8 protein-coding genes are annotated in these 19,246 nt (G+C 58.4%); 1 reads left to right on the plus strand and 7 read right to left on the minus strand.

All coding sequences use genetic code 11. The annotated features are described in order from the left end of the window. Positions 1-247: 247 nt before the first annotated feature. From G516_RS0117925 to bktB, 4 genes are all read right to left on the minus strand, one after another. On the minus strand, positions 248-1,969 hold the full coding sequence (locus tag G516_RS0117925) for an electron transfer flavoprotein-ubiquinone oxidoreductase (RefSeq protein ID WP_036537405.1): 1,722 nt from the start codon (positions 1,967-1,969) through the stop codon (positions 248-250). A gap of 371 nt (positions 1,970-2,340) precedes the next feature. Next, on the minus strand, positions 2,341-4,113 hold the full coding sequence (locus G516_RS0117930) for an acyl-CoA dehydrogenase (protein WP_028294813.1): 1,773 nt from the start codon (positions 4,111-4,113) through the stop codon (positions 2,341-2,343). A 67-nt stretch (positions 4,114-4,180) separates the two neighbouring features. Then, positions 4,181-6,319 (minus strand): fatty acid oxidation complex subunit alpha FadB, encoded by a 2,139-nt coding sequence (gene fadB, locus G516_RS0117935; RefSeq protein WP_028294814.1) that lies wholly within the window; start codon positions 6,317-6,319, stop codon positions 4,181-4,183. Between the two features lie 253 nt (positions 6,320-6,572). After that, a complete protein-coding gene (gene bktB, locus G516_RS0117940) occupies positions 6,573-7,751 on the minus strand; it encodes a beta-ketothiolase BktB (protein WP_028294815.1) in 1,179 nt (392 codons plus the stop codon). Between the two features lie 214 nt (positions 7,752-7,965). Here bktB and G516_RS0117945 point away from each other — a divergent pair, with 214 nt between their 5' ends. Continuing rightward, on the plus strand, positions 7,966-8,982 hold the full coding sequence (locus G516_RS0117945; RefSeq protein ID WP_028294816.1) for an AraC family transcriptional regulator: 1,017 nt from the start codon (positions 7,966-7,968) through the stop codon (positions 8,980-8,982). 318 nt (positions 8,983-9,300) lie between these two features. On the opposite strand, the gene G516_RS0117950 is transcribed toward G516_RS0117945, so the two are convergent. The 3 genes from G516_RS0117950 to G516_RS24145 all read right to left on the minus strand — a co-directional run bounded on the left by G516_RS0117950 (position 9,301) and on the right by G516_RS24145 (position 19,137). Beyond that, positions 9,301-9,969, minus strand: coding sequence for an outer membrane beta-barrel protein (locus G516_RS0117950; RefSeq protein ID WP_028294817.1), 669 nt, complete (start codon positions 9,967-9,969; stop codon positions 9,301-9,303). Beyond that, a complete protein-coding gene (locus tag G516_RS0117955; RefSeq protein WP_028294818.1) occupies positions 9,966-17,813 on the minus strand; it encodes an Ig-like domain-containing protein in 7,848 nt (2,615 codons plus the stop codon). The genes G516_RS0117950 and G516_RS0117955 overlap by 4 nt, the downstream gene beginning before the upstream one ends. Before the next feature lie 307 nt (positions 17,814-18,120). Next, positions 18,121-19,137, minus strand: coding sequence for an OmpA family protein (locus G516_RS24145; RefSeq protein WP_051219589.1), 1,017 nt, complete (start codon positions 19,135-19,137; stop codon positions 18,121-18,123). Positions 19,138-19,246: the final 109 nt, after the last annotated feature.

The following is a 19,246-nucleotide window of genomic DNA, read 5'->3' on the forward strand; positions in this document are numbered from 1 at the left end:
CAGATTTGTTTTGGTGTTGTGAAACATCAAAGCGAATACCGTCCTCAGGTGGCCATTTAGCCTCTTGAGGACGGTTAGGAGAGATGGTATCTACAGGAATCGGCAGAAATCTGTAATTCAGATAAATACGTGAGGCGAGCTCCGTCTGCAGTGATGATCGTTTTTCGGGAATGAATTCCCTCCTACAAATTCCATATACAACAAAGCCCGCGGCTGCGGGCTTTGTTGTGTAGCAAGCTGAACGCGCTTACATATTCGGATAATTCGGACCACCGGCACCTTCCGGTACTACCCAGGTGATGTTCTGGGATGGGTCTTTGATATCACAGGTTTTGCAGTGGACGCAGTTCTGGCCATTGATCTGGAACTTCGGTTGGCCGTCTTCGCCGTCTACCACTTCGTATACGCCGGCCGGACAGAAGCGTTGGGCGGGTTCTGCGTATTTCGGCAGGTTTACTGCCAACGGGATGCTGTTGTCTTTCAGCGTCAGGTGACACGGCTGGTCTTCTTCGTGGTAGGTGTTCGACAGGAACACGGAGTCCAGTTTGGCGAAGCTGAGTACGCCGTCCGGTTTCGGGTAGTCGATTTTGGTGGCCTGATCGACGGTTTGCATCTGGGCGTAGTCTTCGTGGTTGTCGCGCAGGGTCACTGGCAGTTTGCCACCGAAGATGTTCTGGTCGAGGAAGTTGAATGCGCCACCAATAAAGGTGCCGTATTTATGGATCGCCGGACCAAAGTTACGGGTGGTGTACAGTTCTTCGTATACCCAGGAGTTTTTGAAGGTGTCGGCGTAGGACGTCAGGTCCTTTCCACCAGTAGTTTCTGCACCTTCTTCCAGGCTCTTGGCTTCTTCGCCCAGTGCCTTGAAGATTTCTTCAGCAGCCAACATGCCGGTTTTCATGGCTGTGTGGGTGCCTTTGATTTTGGCGAAGTTCAGGGTGCCGGCGTTACAGCCGGTGATCAGGCCGCCCGGGAAGTGCATTTTGGGCAGCGCGTTGAAGCCGCCTTTGGTGATCGCACGGGCACCGTACGATACGCGCTTGCCGCCTTCCAGGTACTGCGCCAGTACCGGGTGGTGTTTAAGGGTCTGGAACTCGTCGTATGGGCTCAACCATGGGTTTTTGTAGTTGAGGTCGACAATCAGACCCACCACCACCTGGTTGTTTTCGGTGTGGTACATGAAGAAGCCACCGCCGGTGCCGGATTTGGCAGAACCGGTAAGTGGCCAGCCTGCGCCGTGCAGTACCAGACCTTCCTGATGTTTGGCCGGGTCGATGTCCCACAGTTCTTTGATGCCAATGCCGTAGTGCTGGGCGTCGGCGTCTTTGGCGAGGTCAAACTTGCTGTACAGCTGTTTGCCCAGATGGCCACGACAGCCTTCGGCGAAGATGGTGTATTTGCCCAGCAGGTTCATACCCGGGGTGTACATGCCGTCTTTTGGATTGCCTTCGGCGTCAACGCCCATGTCGCCGGTGGCCACACCAGCAACAGAGCCGTCGTCGTTGTAGACGATTTCAGCGGCGGCGAAGCCCGGGTAGATTTCCACGCCCAGTTCTTCGGCTTGTTCCGCCAACCAGCGGCAGACATTACCCAGGCTGACGATGTAGTTGGCATCGCCATGAGTCGTGTGGCCCGGTGCGTTGTGCATGGTTTTTGGCACAGCGAAGTCTGGCAGCTTGGTAGCGGCTTTTTCGTCTTTCAGCAGGTACAGCTCATCGCGGATCACCGGGGTGTTCAGCGGTGCGCCTTTTTCTTTCCAGTCCGGGATCAGCTCGTCCAGCGCGCGGGATTCAATCACCGCACCTGAGAGGATGTGAGCGCCCACTTCGGAACCCTTTTCGACCAGACAGATGGTCAGTTCCTGACCGGCTTCCTGCGCCAGTTGGGCCAGACGGATGGATGCACAGAGGCCGGAAGGGCCAGCACCTACGATGACTACGTCGTAGGCCATGGATTCGCGTTCGGTCATGTTTTCCTCTCAGCTTGCTGAATCTGTTCGGGCTGCCGGTTCGATACGCTCAGGTCTCTGGAGCCTTCTTATGGGCTTGCCTGATGTCGATTTGGCGGTCAAAAACCGCGCTCTCGGACAACCATTAAAAATTTAAGGGCGCGCATTGTAACCGCAACGACGCCAATTTGATAAAAAACCCCACGACAGACACTGTTGAATGCCAGTCGTGGGGAAAAGCCGGTGCCGCAGAGGCATTGCGAGGTTCCTGATCATCTCCATCACTCCTGCCCGAGAAGAAGGAGTTTTGGGGTTCTGTCACCAACCCACCGACCCACTGACCAGCACAGGGTAAGGACCGGCCAGTGGAAACTTGCTGCATCTGGCGACGATCAGAACTGGTCGTTGCTGATCGCCATGATGCTGTCTGTGCCTGCCTTCAACGTAATGGCGTGCGACGCCTGACGAGGCAGCAGGTGTTCACAGAAGAACTGTGCCGTAGCCAGCTTGGCGTTGAGGAATTCCGGATCGCCCTCACCGGCGTCCAGTTTCGCCTTGGCTTTGCCAGCACTCTCTACCATCAACCAGGCTCCAACGGTGTAGCCCAACTGCATCAGCATGTTCATGGCAACCGAGCCTGCCAGCGCCTTGTTTTCCTTCGCACCTGCCAGAATGTAGTCGCGGCATTCAAACGCGGTAGCTACCGCCGCTTCAAACTGGGCAATGGCTGCGGCTGGAATCGCTGCTGCGGCTTTGGCAGTTTCAACGGCGGTTTGCATTTCGGTCAGCAGGCCAGTCAATACCTCACCACCGTTAGACAGCGTCTTACGGCCGATCAAATCCAAGGCCTGAATGGCGTTGGTGCCTTCGTAAATTGGCAGAATGCGGGAATCGCGGAAGTGCTGGGCCGCACCGGTTTCTTCAATAAAGCCCATACCGCCGTGCACCTGCACACCCAGCGAGGTCATCTCGACCGACAGTTCGGTACACCAGCCTTTCACGATTGGGGTCAGCAGTTCGGCACGGGCCATGTGCGTGGCGGCGTTGTCGCCACCCACCATACGGGCGTAATCCAGTTCGGCAGAAGCCACCAGACACAAGGCACGCATGGCTTCGGAAGTGGACTTCATGGTCATCAGCATACGGCGTACGTCCGGGTGCTCGATGATGGCAATGCGGCTGCCGTCACGCAGGGTGCCCTGAATACGGTCTTTAGCGTATTGCAGTGCGTGCTGGTAGGCACGTTCGGTGATCGACAGGCCCTGCACACCCACGCCCTGACGGGCATCGTTCATCATGGTGAACATGTGGCTGAGGCCGTTGTTGGCTTCGCCCACCAGGTAACCGACGGCGTTGTCGAATTCCATCACACAGGTTGGGGAACCGTGAATGCCCAGCTTGTGCTCCAGCGACAGTGCCACCGCACCGTTGCGCTGGTCGGTGGTTTCACCGTTTTCGTCCAGCAGGAACTTCGGTACCACGAACAGCGAAATGCCTTTCACACCGGCAGGAGCATCCGGCAGACGCGCCAACACCAGATGGACGATGTTGTCGGTCATCTGATGATCACCCCAGGTGATGAAAATCTTGGTGCCGCTGATGCGGTAGGCGTCGCCTTCCGGAATGGCCTTGGTTTTTACCGCCGCCAGATCAGAACCGGCGTCTGGCTCGGTCAGGTTCATGGTGCCGGTCCACTCGCCAGACACCAGTTTTGGCAAGTAAGTGGCTTTCAGTTCGTCGCTGCCATGGTGGGCCAGGGCTTCGGTCGCGCCCTGACTCAGCAGCGGACACAGGGCAAACGCCATATTGGAGGAGTGCCAGATTTCGTTAACCGCAGAGGCCAGCACTTTCGGCAGGCCCTGGCCGCCAAATTCTTCCGGCGCATTGAGCGACAACCAGCCGCCTTCGACCATCTGGTCGTAGGCTTCCTTGAAGCCCGGCGTTTGCTGAACGCCCTGCTCGTTAATATGAGCGCCTTTCTGGTCGCCTTCCCAGTTCAGTGGGGCCAGTACACCCGCACCCAATTTGCCAGCCTCTTCTACCACGGTAGCGGCCAGTTCCATGTTGATGCCTTCCAGCTTGGCGGCTTCACACAGGGCATCAAAGCCGATCAGCTGGTCCAGCACGAATTCGGTGTCACGGTAAGGATGCTTGTAATCACTCATAGCCTGGCTCCTGTTAACTCCGGTTAGCTCTTGTAACGCTTGTCATATCGTTGCAAGCGGGTTGTGTTCAGTAAAAGGTTTTGCCGTTACGGGCACGTTCTTTGATGCCGCTGGTCAGCTGGTACAGCGGACCGTGTTCGGCATGGGCCTCGACCTGAGCGACAAAGGTGCTGAGGCCAAGGGTGTCGATATAGCGCAGTACGCCACCGCGGAAGCGCGGAAAACCGAGCCCCAGAATCACGCCCATGTCGGCTTCGGTGGCCGTCGCCACAATGCCTTCTTCCAGACAGCGCACGGTTTCCATGCACATCGGGATCATCATGCGCTCGATGATTTCAGCATCGCTGACGTCTTCTGTACGGCTGACGCGCTCGGCCAGAATCTCGTCCACCAGCGCAGAACGGCGCTTGTAGCGTTTGCCGTGTTCGTCCTTGCCGTATTCGTAGAAACCCAGGCCGTTTTTCTGGCCCTGACCACCGCGATCCAGCAGGGTTTCAATGATCGGACGGTCGCTGTGGCCCATGCGTTCCGGGAAGCCTTCTTCCATTACCTGATCGGCGTGCACCATGGTGTACAGGCCAATCACGTCGGCCAGATAGGCCGGGCCCATGGGCCAGCCGAAGTCTTCCATAACCTTGTCGATGCGCTCGAAATCAACGCCGTCCATCAACAAACGGTTAAAGCCGTTGAAGTATGGGAACAGCACCCGGTTCACCAGAAAGCCCGGGCAGTTGTTCACCACGATCGGGGTTTTGCCCATCGCTGCCGCGAAGGCCACGGTGGTGGCAATGGTTTCGTCGCTGGTTTGCTCGCCACGAATAATCTCTACCAGCGCCATGGCGTGCACCGGGTTAAAGAAGTGCATGCCGCAGAACTGCTGCGGGCGCTTCAGTGCGGTGGCCAGTTCGTTGACGGAAATGGTCGAGGTATTGGTGGCCAGAATCGCGTGGTCTGGCAGTTTGCTTTCGGTTTCAGCCAGTACCGACTTCTTGATGTCGGCCCGCTCCACCACGGCCTCAACGACGTATGGCAACTCGTTAAAGCCTTCGTAGGTCAGGGTCGAGTGAATGTTGGCCATCACCGCCGCCTTGCCCTCTTCGGTCATGCGGCCTTTGCTGATGCTGCGGTCGAGGATGCTGCTGGCGGTCGCCACACCCAGGTCCAATGCTTCGTTACTGATGTCTTTCATCAGCATCGGCACCTTGTTCAGCGCCGCCTGGTAGGCAATGCCGCCGCCCATGATGCCTGCCCCCAGAACCGCGGCTTTATTCACCGGCTGCGCCTGTTTGGCCCAGCGCTTGGTTTCGCGTTTGAGGAACTGGTCGTTGAGGAACAGACCAATGAGGTTTTTGGCCACCGAACCGGTAGCCAACTCACCAAAGGTTTTCGCTTCCATGGCCAGTGCTTCGTGGAAATCACGGCTCATGGCGTTGGTGACGGTATCCAGAATGGCCGGTGCCGCCGGGTAACGGCTGTCCAGGCCTTTGCCAAACTGATCTCGCAACGCCTGCATGGCGGTTTCGGTTTGTTCAGAAGCAGGCAACGCCAGTTGTTTGGCAGAGCGACGGCTGAGGTAGTCCTGTTCTTCACGAATCACGGTTTGCAGCATGGCGCGGGCTTCGTCCAGCAGCACGTCGGCTTCAAACACGGCGTCAATAGCGCCCTGTTGCAGCGCTTTTTGTGCGTTAACCGGCTTGCCAGACAGCATCCAGCCAAGACCGTTTTCAGCGCCGATCAGACGGTTCAGTCGTACGGTACCGCCCCAGCCCGGGCAAATGCCCAAGGTGACTTCCGGCAAACCAAGTTTGCAGCGGCTGTCGGCAACGCGGTAGTCGGTCGACAGCGCCAGTTCCATGCCGCCGCCCAGCGCCATGCCGTTGATGGCGGTCATGGTTGGGTACGGCAGTTTTTCCATCAGATTCAGCAGGCCATGCACCTTGCTGGCCCAACGGGAAATCTCGGTGGCCTCGTGGGCAAACAGCCCGGAAAATTCGGTAATGTCAGCACCCAGTACAAACGCCGGTTTGGCACTGTGAATCAGCAAACCTTTAACATCGAAGCTGGTGCCCAAAGCCGCCAGGGCCTGACCCAGCTCGTCCTGCAATTGGCTGTTTAATACATTGACGGAAGCATCGGCGGTATCGAGTACCAGTTCGGCGATGCCGCCGGGGGTCATGGTGAGTGTGACGGATTGACCTGCGTACATATGAAAGCTCCCAAGAATGTCTGCTCTGCGGCGCGTTACCCGGTGGCTTCCGGACACGATGGTGTCCACTGCGGAAGGAAGAATGTCCATGATGCGCCTTTCGTTATTGTTGTGTATTGAGACAAACCGGCTTTTTGACCAAATTTCACGCAAACTTCATACAATGTCGTACATTCCGGCCCCGCCGCTGCGCTTACCGGCGGAATCGCTCAGCGTTGGCAGAAGACAGGGCCGCAAGGTGTGACGTTATGAATCAGACACGCTCGAACAAGGCGGCAATGCCCTGACCGCCACCGATACACAGGCTGACCATGGCGTAGCGACCTTCAATGCGTTGCAGCTCGTACAGGGCTTTCACCGTAATAATGGCACCGGTCGCGCCCACCGGGTGACCCAACGCAATGCCGCTGCCGTTCGGATTCAGGCGCTCCTCTGGCAGCTTCAGCTCGCGGGCCACGGCCAGTGCCTGAGCGGCAAAGGCTTCGTTGACTTCGTAGACGTCGATGTCATTGGCGCTGAGGCCCTGACGATCCAGAATCTGCTGGATAACAGGTACAGGGCCAATGCCCATGATCTTTGGATCAACGCCGTGCACGGCGTAGTCGACCAGCTTGCCAAGTACCGGCGCGCCGCGTTTTTCGGCTTCTTCGCGCTCCATCATTACTATGGCCGCAGCGCCATCGTTAAGGCCAGAGGCGTTACCGGCCGTCACGGTGCCGTCTTTCTTGAACACCGGACGCAATTTTTCCATATCCGCCACCGAGCAGTTCATACGGACGTGCTCGTCTTGCTTGAATTCAACAGTGCCTTTGCGGGATTTCAGCTCAATCGGCAGGATCTGGCTTTCGAAGTAGCCGTTTTCAATGGCCGACTGGGCGCGCTGATGGCCCTGGGCGGCGTAGGCGTCCTGATCGGCGCGGCTAACGTCGAATTTCTCGGCAACATTTTCGGCGGTCACGCCCATGTGGTAGTGATTAAACGGACAGGTCAGTGCGGAAACCATCGGGTCGATCATGGCACCATCGCCCATGCGCTGACCAAAACGCGCGGTTGGCAGATGGTACGGCGCACGGCTCATGGATTCGGCACCGCCCGCCACCACAGTGGTGGCCTGACCCAGTTGAATTTGCTGCGCGGCAGTGACAATGGCTTGCAGGCCGGAGCCGCACAGACGGTTAACGGTTAACGCCGGGGCGGATTCACGTACACCGCCGTTAACGGCCGCCACGCGGGAGATGTACATATCGCGCGGCTCGGAATGAATCACGTTGCCAAATACGGTGTGGTCGACGTCGTCACCCGTGATACCGGCGCGTTTAATGGCTTCTGCCACAGTCGCACTGGCCATATCGCAGGCACTGGTGTCTTTCAGGCTCTGACCGTAACTGCCAATTGCGGTACGTACACCACTCACAACCACCACGTCTTTCATTGCAACCTCCGAATCCGATTCCGCTTATCTTGTTTGGGCTGCCTGCAGCCAACCCCTTCCCGTTCACCACAGACAGAACATCATTAAGCGTTAAAGTCATAGCTGATCCCATGACAGCGGCAGTCGATTTCTTGATATTTTCGGACAGGCGACCCAATTTATGGCAGAGTTGTGTCCGGTTTCGTCGTCTCTCGTGGAAATAAATAGAATCGCCATGACGTTTGAACGCTCCTCCATTTCGATGCATTACGCCCGTGAGCTGGCCCAAACCGCCCGCAGCAAAGGCCTGGATGACCACCAGCTGCTGCGTATGGCAGGCCTGTCGGCGGACGTGGTTACCCACACCAGCGACCAACGTATGAGCCCGTTGCAATTTGCCGACCTGCTGCAAAGCTATCGTCAGTTGGCCAACGATGAATTTTTGGGGCGGACGGAACGACCGTCGAAGAACGGCACCTTTGTGTTGATGGCGCGTCAGGCAGTGAACAACCGCAACCTGCGCGGGGTGTACCGGCACATCAGCCGCTTTTATGACCTGTTTACCGAAGACCTGCGCTTTCATTTGGTGGAAGAAGGCAATGAGGCCCGATTTGAGCTGACGCTGGCACGGCCTGAGCTGGACCGCGCGCATTTTCTGACCGAGTTTTTATTGCTGATCTGGCATCGCTTTCCGGGTTGGCTGGTTGGCCAGTTCACACCGCTGAAACGGGTTGAACTGAGCTATGCGGCACCGCCCCACGAGAAGGAATACCGGCTGATGTTCCCCTGCGACGCCCGTTTTAACATGCCGGTGAACGCGCTGGTGTTTGACCGTTCTATCCTCGACCAGCCGCTGGCGCAAACCGAAGATACCCTCAAGCAGCATCTGGATAACGCCCCGCTGGTGTGGGTAACCCGGCCCAACTTTCATGCCTTTACCGCCCGCAAGGTATCGAATTTTCTGGAAACCCATTTGCAGCAACACGGCTCGCTGACCAGCGCCAGCATGGAAGCCGCCGCCGACCACCTGCACATCACCAGCCGCACCTTGCGCCGCCGGTTGACCGCTGAGCGCACCTCGTTTCAGGCGTTGAAAGATGAATTAAGACAGAAGTTGGCCGTCACCTTGCTTGGCCAGCCGGAGCTGACCATCAGTGAGATTTCCAGCCAGCTGGGCTTTTCCGACCCGGCGGCGTTTTCGCGGGCGTTCAAGCAGTGGATGGGCAAGTCGCCGAAGGAATATCGGAACTAGGGACCCTCTGAATAACTCTGCACAGCTCTGCGCGAGTCCTGCAGGTTGTCATTGGCTCTTTACAACACCCCCGCGGCGAATGCAGCGGAATGACTGACCTGTCCGGCCGAGTCTTTCCAAATTCGCCAACACCGTTCTGGCAGGCTGCAGGCCGCGCCCTACGGGGATGGCAGGGCATTGCTGACTCTGTGTCGCTGATTTTTGACTTGACCCGTCAGGCCTGCAAATCAGCTTCGTGATTCAGTGTCGCCCTGTCATCCAGAGCGGGCACTGAGTTATTCAGAGGGTCCCTATATAGCACCGACTAAACGGCGCGGGTCAAATACCGATATTACGCATCAACGAGATACCCAGGGATACCGCGTCCTTGTCGTAGCTGTCGAGCTTCAGCCGCAGCCCCCAGTCGTCGTCGGGATTCCAATTTAGACTGACCCCCAGCGTGTATTGATTCCGGGTTTGGGCTTCGTACGGAAGAATGGTGCTGGAGCTGTCGTTTTTCATGCGCGACATGCCTACCCGCAGGAAGATATCCCAGTCGTCGCCAATCAGCTCGCCATCCAGACTTTTCATCACATCGCTGGCGTACAGCCGATATTGCAGCCATAAGGCCGGTACCTTGTAGTCGATGCGTTCGGTACTAGTAATCAGAGGGTTGAGGCTGTTGAGGCCTGCGGTCCCCAGATTGGCGTAGCTGCCTTCCAGATAAAAGTGGCGGCTCATGCGATAGCCAATGGCGAACTCCGCGCCGGTGTCGTATTCGTCGGTCACCCGCCAACTGCTGTTGCTGGCGTCCGGGTGCAGGTAGTTGTAGTTGAGGCCTGCGGCAAGGTACCAGCAGGCATCGTCGTTATCGAGGGTGTCATCGTCGCCGTAGCGTTGGCAGTCTGCCTGAGCTGGGCTGGCCAGAGTGGCCGCCGCAAGGGCGACCACGGTCAGGCTGGTACGCCACAGCGGTGTTGATGTGCAGCTGGCGTTGGTTTGCTTCATTCTGATGTCCCTTTGTCTGAACCCTTCTGATTCTGGCCCTGATTGCCATGACTCGAGCCGTGACGACCCTTGTGATGTCCCTTGTGATGTCCCTTGTGATGCTTGCCTTTTGGATGGGTGCGTCGGTACACACCCGCAACCACGGCGGCCAGTAACAGTAAGCCTAGTCCCTTGTAGCCCGCACCGCTGCCACTGAGGGCGGTTTCAATTTCACTTGGGCTTTGCTCGTTGTCCGGGATGCCATCGCCGTCGTAGTCGCCCAGCTCAACACCATCGGACAAGCCATCGCCGTCAGCATCCGAATCCAGATAGGCTGGCAAACCGTCGCCGTCCAGGTCACTGAGGTTCATCAGGGCATCGGCAATGCCGTCGCCATTGAGGTCTTCACCGCCCACCTGATCCACGTCGATGGCGTCATCAATGCCGTCACCGTCGCTGTCGAAGCCGGTTGGTGCGAAGCCAAAGATTTCCTGCCAATCGTCAATGCCATCACCGTCGCTGTCAGTATCCAGTGCATCCGGGATGCCGTCGCCGTCGGTATCACGCAGGCTCAGGGCGTCGCTGATGCCGTCACCGTCGAGGTCGTCACCGCCAATCAGGTCAACATCAATGGCGTCGTCAATGCCGTCGCCGTCACTGTCGTTACCGCTCAGGGTCAGGCCTGCTTCAACACTGTCTGGCACGCCGTCGCCATCGCTGTCGCGGTCGAGTCGATCCACAATGCCGTCACCGTCGCTGTCGAGATTGCCTTCCAGCAAGTCGCTGATGCCGTCGTTGTCGTCATCGCTGTCGAGGTGATTGGCAATGCCATCCCCATCGCTATCAAGTGTGGTGCCACGACTGGCCGGTTCGGCGTCGACCACGTCGGCAATACCATCACCGTCGAAATCGGAGATCAGGTCGATGCGACCGTCGCCATCGCTGTCGGCGTTGCGATAGAGGCCATTCTGGATATCGAAGCCACCATCGTTATCGCTGTCGAGGTCAATCCGGTCGGCCACGCCATCGCCATCGCTGTCGAGTGCAGAGGTCACCAGCGTGCCCGCTATGTCGGCCAGGCCATCGTTATCGGCGTCTTCCAGACCCGCTTCGACAACGTCGTTGATGCTGTCGTTATCGGAATCGAGGTCGAGGTAGTCCGCCACGCCGTCGCCATCGCTGTCGGCCAGCGCTGCGAGGTCGTCGATGCCATCACCATTGGCGTCAGTGCCGAGGGTGTTGTCGACGTCGATCACATCGGCAATGCCGTCGCCATCGCTGTCGATCAGTTCACCCGCCGCATTGGCAAAGCCGGATTCCAGCAGATCAGGCACACCGTCGTTGTCGCTATCGTTGTCGCGCACATCGGCAATGCCGTCACCGTCACTGTCTGGCAGGCGACGCTGGTCGTCGATGCCATCGCCATTGGCGTCAACGCCACCGGTTTGATCGACGTCGTAGGCGTCATCAATGCCATCGTTATCGCTGTCGAGGCCACTCAGACCGGCTTCCAGTGCATCCGGAATGCCGTCGTTGTCGCTGTCGGCGTCGATCAGATCGATGATGCCGTCGTCGTCGCTGTCGAGCAGCAGGCTGTTGTTGGCCAGCGCGGTCGCAAAGGCGTCGTCGATGCCGTCACCGTTGCCGTCGAGGCCACCGGTCTGGTCGACATCGAAGGCGTCGATGATGCCGTCGTTATCGCTGTCGGTGCTGGCGAGGCCAGATTCCAGCGCATCCGGGATGCCGTCGTTGTCGACGTCAACGTCGAAGGCGTTGAGCTGGTTATCGGCGTCGCTGTCGCTGCTGCCTTCAACAATGTCGGGAATGCCGTCAAAGTCTTCGTCCAGCAGCGAGTCGCGGTAATCGGCAACGCTGTCGTTGTCGCTGTCACCGCTGCCTTCCAGGTCGTCGGTGATGCCATCGTTGTCGCTGTCGTTGTCACGCAGGTCGGCCAATGAATCGCCATCGGTATCAACCAGTGTGACGTCGGCAATGCCATCTCCATTGAGGTCATCTGTACCATTGCCTGAGCCACTTCCTGTACCGGAATCAACAAAGGCGGCGTTGTTGGCGCTGTCGAAGGCATCGTCGACACCGTCGTTATCGCTGTCCCTGCCGCTGGCGGCGCTGAGGTTGGCCTCAGTGCCATCGCTCAAACCGTCGTTGTCGCTGTCGGCATCCAGAGCATCAATAGCACCGTCGTTGTCGCTGTCACGGCGGCTTTGAACGGCATCGTCAATGCCATCCGCAGCACCGGCATCATCTCCGGCACCGCCACCAATCGCGCCTGTGCCTGCACCGCTATCCACACCGCCGGTTTGGTCGATGTCGTAGGCGTCGTCGATGCCGTCAGCGTCGGTATCCGTGCCGTCTGGTGCCACGCCAGAGGCTTCTTGCCAGTCCGGCAGGCCGTCGTTATCGCTGTCGAGGTCGTTGTCATCGGTGATGCCGTCGCCATCGCTGTCGATCAGGCTGGCAGCGCCATTGCTCAAGGCACCTTCCTGAACGTCGCTAAGGCCGTCGTTGTCGTTGTCAGGATCAAGCGGGTTCGGAATACCGTCGCCGTCGTAATCACGATCCGTACCCAGCACGCCCTGATCACCGTCGGTGAGGTCAGGAATACCGTCACCATCGGCGTCGGCATTGTCTGCTGCGGTGGCGTTGTCGATCACGCCGTCCTGGTCGGCATCCAGACGGGCAAAGCTGGTTGCTGCGATGTCATTGACGCCGTCGTTGTTGCTGTCGGTGTCGATGCGGTCGGCAATGCCGTCGTCATCGCTGTCACGCTCGCTGAGGGTGGCCAGATCGCCGTCGTCCAACAAGCCGTTGTGGTCGGTGTCATCAAGGCCCGCTTCCACAATGTCGTTGATGCTGTCGTTGTCGGAATCCAGGTCGAGGTAATCCGGCACGCCATCGTTGTCGGTGTCCAGCGCCACGGCGCTGTCGTCAATGCCGTCGTTGTTGGCGTCGAGACCGCCGGTCTGGTCAACGTCGAAGCTGTCATCAATGCCGTCGGCATCGCTGTCGAGGCCGGAGGCTGCCACTTCCAGCTGGTCGGCAACGCCGTCGCTGTCACTGTCGCCAGAGCGCAGGTTGGCAGTGCCGTCGGCGTCCTGATCCGGCAGGCTGAAGGCGTCGTCGATGCCGTCGTTGTTGGCATCCACCCCACCGGTTTGATCAACGTCGAACGTGTCGTCGATGCCATCGGCGTCGGTATCAACAAAGCTCAGCTGGGCTTCCAGCGGGTCCGGCAGGCCGTCATTGTCGGCGTCAGCATCGCGGTTGTCGGCGAGGCCGTCACCGTCGGAGTCGACCACCACCACGCTGTCGTCAACGCCGTCGTTGTTGGAGTCTACGCCGCCGGTTTGGTCAACGTCGAAGCTGTCGTCAATGCCATCGCCATCGCTGTCGAGGTTGCTGACAGCCGCTTCAATGCGATCCGGCACGCCGTCGTTATCGCTGTCGGTGTCACGGAAGTCGGCAATGCCGTCGCCGTCGGTATCAATGGCTGCTACGGCATCGTCCACGCCGTCACCGTTGGCGTCGGTGCCGCCGGTTTGGTCAACGTCGAAGCGGTCATCAATGCCGTCCGCGTCGCTGTCGCGGGACAGAATGCCCACTTCCACGCCGTCCGGAATGCCGTCGTTGTCAGCATCGGCTTCCAGCGCATCGTTGATGCCGTCACCGTCGCTGTCCAGCGCGCCTTCAATGGCATCGGGCACGCCGTCACCGTCTTCGTCGTTGCTGGTATCCAGGTAGTCCGGAATGCCATCGCCGTCGGTATCACCGGTACCCTCGGTTTCGTCGTCAATGCCGTCGCCATCGGAGTCCAGTACCACCAGCACCGAGCTGGCGGCGGTATTGCCATTGGCCGCCGCGTCCTGGGCGCTGTTGGCGGCCAGGTCGAGGGCAATATTGCCAACGCCATCCGGGGTAATTTCAACCGTCCAGGTCTGGTTGTCGCTGCTGCTGAAGCTGCTGACACTGCCATTCTGTACCAGCAGGTCACCGCTGGTGACGCCCTGCATCACTTCGCTGAAGGCCAGCGTCACCACGAATGGGTCGGTGTTGTTGACCACGGTTGGCGCACCGTTGATTTGCACTTGCGGTGCGGTGACATCGTAGTTGCCGCTAACCGTGGTTGCCGCCGTGTTGTCGTTACCGGCCAGATCCTGGGCTACGCCCGCGGCAACCGCTAGACTGAAGCTGCCTTCGCTGTCCGGGGTTACGGTGGCGGTGTAGGTCGCTGCGTCGACCGCAGTGAAGTTACTCAAGCTGGCGTTGCTGGCGCTGATGTCGCTGATATCAAAGCCGGTCATGTCTTCGCTGAAGGCGAAGGTCGCGGTAAAGGCAGCGTTGGTGTCGTCCGGCACATTCTGGATTTGAACAGACGGAATGGTCGGGTCGTAATTCACGCTGGCCTGCGCTGCCGCGGTATTGCCGTTACCGGCTGCATCCGTGGCGATGTTGGCATTAATGTCGAGCGTCACAGTGCCATTGCCATCCGCAACCACCGATACGGTGTAGGTGTTGCCATCAACGGCCGTCACGGAGGCCACAGAGGCATTGGTGACCACAACGTCCGCGGCGTTAAAGCCGGTGACGTCTTCACTGAACTCCACTGTCACATCGAAGTTGCCGTTGGTCACCGTCGGCACGTTCAGGAACGCAACGTCTGGCGACGTGGTATCAAAATCACCACCAACTTGAGTCGCTGCGGTGTTGTTATTGCCCGCTGCGTCCTGGGCACCGTTGGCCGGTACGTCCAGCGTGAAGGCACCTTCCGACGTTGGCGTTACCAGCGCGGTGTAGGTGTTGCCGTCTACCGCAGTGAAGTTCGACAGCGTGGCGTTGCTGGCGCTGATATCACCCACCGTAAAGCCGGTCACGTCTTCGCTGAATTCAAAGGTCGCGGTAAATGCGGCGTTGGTATCGGCCGGTACGTTCTGAATGGCAACGGTCGGTGCGGTGGTATCAAAGTTACCGCCCGCCTGAGTCGCTGCGGTGTTGTTATTGCCCGCTGCGTCCTGAGCACCGTTGGCTGGCACATCCAGCGTAAAGGCCCCTTCGGAGGTTGGCGTTACCGTGGCGGTGTAGGTGTTGCCATCAACTGCGGTGAAGTTCGACAGCGTGGCATTGCTGGCGGTGATATCACCTACCGCAAAGCCGGTCACGTCTTCGCTGAATTCAAAGGTCGCAGTGAATGCGGCGTTGGTGTCGGCCGGTACGTTCTGAATCGCAACGGTTGGCACCGTAATATCGTAGTTGCCCCCAGCCTGAGTCGCTGCGGTGTTGTTATTGCCCGCTGCGTCCTGAGCGCCATTGGCCGGTACATCCAGCGTAAAGGCACCTTCGGAGGTTGGCGTTACCGTGGCGGTGTAGGTGTTGCCGTCTACTGCGGTGAAGTCTGACAGCGTGGCATTGCTGGCGGTGATATCCCCTACCACAAAGCCGGTCACATCTTCGCTGAATTCGAAGGTCGCGGTGAACGGCGCATTGGCGTCTGCCGGAACGTTCTGAATAGCGACGGTCGGTGCGGTGGTATCAAAGTTGCCGCCCGCCTGAGTGGCCGCCGTGTTGTTATTGCCCGCTGCGTCCTGAGCACCGTTGGCCGGTACGTCCAGCGTGAAGGCACCTTCCGACGTTGGCGTAACCAGTGCGGTGTAGGTGTTGCCGTCTACCGCAGTGAAGTTCGACAGTGTGGCATTGCTGGCGGTGATATCACCCACCGCAAAGCCGGTGACGTCTTCGCTGAATTCAAAGGTCGCGGTAAATGCCGCATTGGTATCGGCCGGTACGTTCTGAATGGCAACGGTCGGTGCGGTGGTATCAAAGTTACCGCCCGCCTGAGTCGCTGCGGTGTTGTTGTTACCGGCAACGTCCTGAGCGCCGTTGGCTGGTACATCCAGCGTAAAGGCACCTTCGGAGGTTGGCGTCACCGTAGCGGTGTAAGTATTGCCATCGACGGCGGTGAAGTCTGACAGCGTGGCATTGCTGGCGGTGATATCACCCACCGCAAAGCCGGTGACGTCTTCGCTGAACTCAAAGGTTGCGGTAAACGCAGCGTTGGTGTCTGCCGGTACGTTCTGAATGGCAACCGTTGGCGGTGTGGCATCGTATTCACTGCTGGCCTGAGTAGCAGCAGTGTTGTTATTGCCCGCGGCATCCTGAGCGCCGTTGGCCGGTACATCCAGAGTCACAGTGCCATCGGAGGTTGGTGTAACCAGCGCTGTGTAGGTATTGCCATCGACGGCGGTAAAGCCAGACAGCGTGGCATTGCTTGCGGTGATGTCGCCCTGGGTGAAGTTGACTACGTCTTCGCTGAACTCAAAGGTCGCAGTAAACGGCGCGTTGGAGTTGGCGGGCACGTTCTGGATCGCCACCGTTGGCGCCGTAATGTCGTAGTTGGTGACCGACTGGCTGGCGGCGGTGTTGGTATTGGTGGCCGCGTCTTGTGCAACATCGGCCGCGACGTCCAGCGTCACAGGCCCTTCAGAAGTCGGTGTGACCGTTGCGGTATAGGTGTTGCCATCGACGGCGGTGAAGTTGGACAGCGTGGCGTTACCGGCGGTGATATCGCCCTGGGTAAAGCCGGTCACGTCTTCGGTGAATTCAAACGTCGCTGTGAAGGCAGCATTGGTATCTGACGGCGCAGAAATACTCACGCCCGGCTTGGTGGCGTCGTAGGTGGTCGTTGCCTGAGTCGCCGCCGTATTGCCGTTACCGGCCGCGTCCTGAGCACCGTTGGCCGGAACGTCCAGCGTTACTGTGCCATCGGAGGTCGGCGTAACAGTGGCGGTATAGGTGTTGGCGTCAACAGCGGTGAAGTCCGAAAGCGTGGCGTTGCCTGCGGTGATATCGCCAACCGCAAAGCCGGTGACGTCTTCACTGAATTCAAAGGTCACCGAATACGGCGCGTTGGTCAGCGTCGGCTCGCCCTGAATATCTACAGTAGGTGCGGTGGTGTCGATTTCCAGCTCGTTGTTGCTGGTGTCGCTGCTGCTGTTACCAGCGGCATCGGTACTGGTAACCGCAACCTCGTTAAAGCCATTGGTATTGGGCGCGAACGTGCCGGAGTCTGGCGTCAAAGCGCCGGTGTCGAGGCTCCAGGTGCCGTCGGATTCTGCAATGACGGTGTAGGTGGCACCCGCGACAACCACTGTCAGGGTGGTGGTGGCTTCGGCAGTACCGGTGATTACCGGCGTAGGATCATTGGTCAGCTGACTGTCGACGGTTGGGACAACCGGTGGGGTTGTGTCCAGTGATGTTTTCTGTGGATTGGAGAAAACCAGGTCAAGGTCACCGTCGAGGTCGAAGAAGCGGTTACCGCCACTGCTGGCGTAGACCACGCTGATTTTGGAACCGCCTTTGAAGTCAATCTGTACCGCAAGATTCGTATCCGCGGCAGTACCATCAGCATTGGAGGTGAAATACACATAGCCGGAGGTGTTGCCCACAACAATGTTGGTCGGATTTTCCAGCGTATAGGCAGCAACGTCTGTTTCCAGTGCTGCGACGGCTTCGGTTTGCGTCTGGTCGATGTCCTTGAACACCGCCGACGGGATCAACTCAATAGGAACCGGACTGGCGGTGCCAAAGGTGTTGGCTTCATAGAACTCGTAGTCAACAAAAGCATTCAGGTTGCCACTGGCGGAGCCATACAGCAGCTGTGCCTGGGCGTCATCGTTGGAAGTGGCAAAATTGATCGTTGCCCCTGCACCAATCGAAGTAATGCGCCCCACCACATCGACAGCAGTACCATTGACGACGGCGACGTCTTCCCACAGCGCCGTGGTACCTGCAGTACCATCACCATTAACAATCGGCGCGTTGTTGAACACCATGGGGGTGTTGGCCAATGCCATTGGCGAGGACAGAGCTAACGCGCAGCCTATGCACCTTGGCAGGGAGAAAATCCGATTTGTACGACTTGCTGCTCGTTTCATGAAGCACCACTGAGTAGCTGAGTAAAATACTGGGTTACTCATAAAGGCTAGTTCAGCCAAGCGATCACAGTGTGAGCATCGTGTAATATTTACAGACGGATGAGTGTCTAATGTGACACCTTGAGAAATGAGAATCAGTTAAAAGATAGTCCAGCGGGGAGTGCCCGCCGGGAAGCGGATTTGAATACCCGGCAGGCCGTTCTTCATACGTTAGTTCAGGCGTATTTCAAGGCTGCGCCCACAGCTCTACCCGACGGTTGGCGGCGCGACCTTGTGGAGTGTCGTTGGTGGCAATCGGTCGACTTTCACCGAAGCCTTCACTGTGCAGGCGGTCGGAGGCAATACCGTGATCCACCAGATACTGTTTCACCGACTGCGCCCGCCGCTTACTCAACCACAGGTTGTAGGCATCGGAGCCCTGTGAATCGGTATGCGCATGAATGGCCACCCGAATATCCGGGTCGGCCTGCAGCACCCCCACCACTTCGTCCAGCACCACTTTTGACGTCGCGGTCAGCGCATCGGAGTTGCTTTCGAAGCCCACGCCCTCCAGCGTCCAGCCCTGATCCATACAAGCTTCGACGCACGCTTCCGGCTCTGCCTGTTCTGGTTCGGCAACGGACACAACGGCACCGGCCAGCAAGGTTTTGGTCGGGTCTGGCAGCGACTTGTCAGGCACGGATTCAGGTGCCATCAAACCCTCTTTCAGGCTGCCAAAACGGTAGCCAAACGACAGCTGGAAATGGGCATAACGTTCGTCGCTGGCCAACCCTTCTGAATGACGAATTTCAGCCCGGCCAAACCAGCGCGGGGAAAAGTGATATTGCCCACCCACACCGATGTCCATGGCCGTCAGTTTGCCCGACATCGTCATACCTGGCTGCTGGTTATCCAGCTGGTTTTTCGACATACCTAACAGCAGGTAGGGCTGGAAGCCGTCATCGTCCAACAGCCACAAGCCACTGAGGCGATAGCCTTTCAGCTCCGGACGGTCTTCATCCTGGGTAATGGCAGGCAACGCCACCGCTCCTTCCAACGCCAGCGACGACGTTAGATACCATCCCGCCATGGCCTCGTACTGGTAGCCGTGGCGGAACTGCTCATCGTAAGAGATCGCCCCGCTGCGCATCCCCATATCGGTGTGATTAACACCCAGCGAGGCATAGCCATCGGCAAACACGGTTTGACTGGCAGCCAGAACGGCCAAAGCGAGTGACGTGCGAATCGGTTCTGCGGATTTCATGTCAGGTCTCTTGATCTATGTCTGCTTTCAGCCTAGACGCTGAAAACACACAGTGCCGAAAGAAGCCGCATTTTCTCGGGGACTGACGTTCAAAATGAGTAATTTTCAA

Origin of the sequence: Oceanobacter kriegii DSM 6294 (assembly GCF_000422845.1) — a bacterium.
In the GTDB taxonomy this organism is placed as follows: domain Bacteria; phylum Pseudomonadota; class Gammaproteobacteria; order Pseudomonadales; family Oceanobacteraceae; genus Oceanobacter; species Oceanobacter kriegii.

Excerpts from the sequence above, each read along its gene's own strand:
- G516_RS0117925 (WP_036537405.1), bottom strand. The coding sequence starts at position 1,969 with ATGACCGAACGCGAATCCATGGCCTACGACGTAGTCATCGTAGGTGCT.
- G516_RS0117930 (WP_028294813.1), bottom strand. The coding sequence starts at position 4,113 with ATGAGTGATTACAAGCATCCTTACCGTGACACCGAATTCGTGCTGGAC.
- fadB (WP_028294814.1), bottom strand. The coding sequence starts at position 6,319 with ATGTACGCAGGTCAATCCGTCACACTCACCATGACCCCCGGCGGCATC.
- bktB (WP_028294815.1), bottom strand. The coding sequence starts at position 7,751 with ATGAAAGACGTGGTGGTTGTGAGTGGTGTACGTACCGCAATTGGCAGT.
- G516_RS0117945 (WP_028294816.1), top strand. The coding sequence starts at position 7,966 with ATGACGTTTGAACGCTCCTCCATTTCGATGCATTACGCCCGTGAGCTG.
- G516_RS0117950 (WP_028294817.1), bottom strand. The coding sequence starts at position 9,969 with ATGAAGCAAACCAACGCCAGCTGCACATCAACACCGCTGTGGCGTACC.
- G516_RS0117955 (WP_028294818.1), bottom strand. The coding sequence starts at position 17,813 with ATGGCATTGGCCAACACCCCCATGGTGTTCAACAACGCGCCGATTGTT.
- G516_RS24145 (WP_051219589.1), bottom strand. The coding sequence starts at position 19,137 with ATGAAATCCGCAGAACCGATTCGCACGTCACTCGCTTTGGCCGTTCTG.